Annotated in this window: 2 protein-coding genes; both read left to right on the top strand. The window is 61.1% G+C overall.

The features are described from left to right. A partial coding sequence (locus tag WF331_RS29075) for a bacteriophage T4 gp5 trimerisation domain-containing protein (protein ID WP_445325406.1) occupies positions 1-756 on the top strand: 756 nt, incomplete at its 5' end. After that, positions 756-1,634 carry a DUF4123 domain-containing protein gene (locus tag WF331_RS29070; protein ID WP_284360331.1) on the top strand — a complete coding sequence of 293 codons (879 nt, stop codon included), beginning with the start codon at positions 756-758 and terminating at the stop codon, positions 1,632-1,634. The genes WF331_RS29075 and WF331_RS29070, both read left to right, overlap by 1 nt. Positions 1,635-1,753: the final 119 nt, after the last annotated feature.

Below are 1,753 nucleotides of genomic sequence, written 5' to 3'. Positions count from 1 at the left end.
GGCAATCAGCTGCCGCCGTATGACCTGCCCAAGCACAAGACGCGGATGACCATCAAGAGCCAGCCCCATAAGGGCGATGGCTTTAACGAACTGCGTTTCGAGGATGAACTGGGCAAGGAGGAAGTGTTCATCCATGCCCAGCGGGACCAGAACAACATCGTCAAGCACGACGAAACCACGCGGGTGGGCAACGACCGCACGGAGCGCGTGGAACGGGACGAGACAATCTCTATTGGGCAGGACCGTCGCGAAGAAGTAGCCCGTGACGAGTCCGTCGGCATTGGCCAGAACCGGGTACATGAAATCGCCAACGACGACAGCCTGAGCATTGGTCGCACCCACACGATCACCACAGGCAAGGATCGAATCGAACAGGTAGGCAACCACCGCCAGGACATCACCAAGGCCAACCACACGGTAGAAATCGGCGGCCATCTGGAACAGGTCGTGGCCGGTCACCACAACCTGAAAACGGGTGAAGCTATCCGGCACACCACCAAGGTCTATGACATTCAGGTCAGCGAAAGCCTGACGATCAGGAGCCCGGCGGGCCTGCTGCGAATCGATGGCGCCGGTATCACGCTGGACGGCCTTGCGCTGTCCTTCAAAGGGCCGGTCAACCAGCAGGTTACGGGTAGCAATCGCATCACTTCAACTTCTGGTGTACCTGAGCCCGGCGAACCCATTTGCCTCAGCTGCCTGCTGAAAGCGATCGCCGACGGCCACAACATGATTCGCATGGAAGGAGCAAGCTGATGCCCAGCCCATTTGTCAGAGCGATGGTCGAGGTGCTGCGAGCATCCGACCGTTACCGCCTGAGCGCCATCGTGGAAATGGCCAATCTGACTCCCGAGGTGCAGGAAAGACTGACCGGGTACTACGCCGACCGATGCTGGCCACTGCTGCAGCAAGCACAGTTCAGCAACCTGCGCACAGCAGGCCCCTGGTTGTTTGGTTCGCGCCCGGGCTCGGATGTCTCGGCCCAGTATGATTTTCAATGGCAACTTGAACAGGGTGCAGCGGGCGCAGTATGCGGCTGGATAGTCAGCGCCCTCCCCCCCGACCGGCTCGCGCGGCATTTAAGCCACGCCAACATCGTCACGGGTGCTGACGGCCATTCGTACCTCCTGCGTTTTCACACCGCTGCAGCCTTGCAAGTGCTGGATACGCACCGTGAACTGCCCGGTGTAAGCGAATGGCTGGCGCCCATCCATCACTGGTGGTCGCCCGTCGCGCACCCGAACAAGCGATTGTGGCTGCAGATCTCCGGCGGTGATCAGCCTCAATCCTCGCACTTCCCGCCAATCACGTTGAACGAAGCGTGTTGGGACGAATTGGCGGGTGACCCGCTGAGCTATCAGCTTGCCGAGTTGCTCAAGGTCGAGCCGTCCTGCACTGCCCTGGCTGCCGCTTGCCACGGCACGCGGGTTGGCTTGATCCAGCACTACCTGGATCAGGCGCGCGAGCAAGGCCTGGACCGTGAGGACGATCTGATCAGCTATGTGCTCATGCTGGCTCGCGGTGGGGAACAACTCAGTAACTCACCGGCCTGGCAGGAGGCGGTTGCCGCCACCCGCGAGCAACAGACATCCCTGATGGACAATGTGCAGCGATGCCTGCGCACCAAGGACTGAGGCAAATGACCATGGACTCTCTGAGCGAAACCCTCGAGCTGTGTCGGCGCATCACCACCGGCTACCGCCCCGCCCTGCGCAACAGCCCCGTCGCCAACTGCACCCGCCGCTTCGAACTG

The sequence above is a fragment of the Pseudomonas sp. YNh genome (genome assembly GCF_037993085.1).
GTDB lineage: Bacteria > Pseudomonadota > Gammaproteobacteria > Pseudomonadales > Pseudomonadaceae > Aquipseudomonas > Aquipseudomonas putida.
Note: the sequence above shows the minus strand (reverse complement) of the source record. Positions and strands in the feature narration are given on the sequence as shown.

Coding starts and splice junctions, on each gene's coding strand:
- WF331_RS29070 (WP_284360331.1), top strand. CDS start 756: ATGCCCAGCCCATTTGTCAGAGCGATGGTCGAGGTGCTGCGAGCATCC.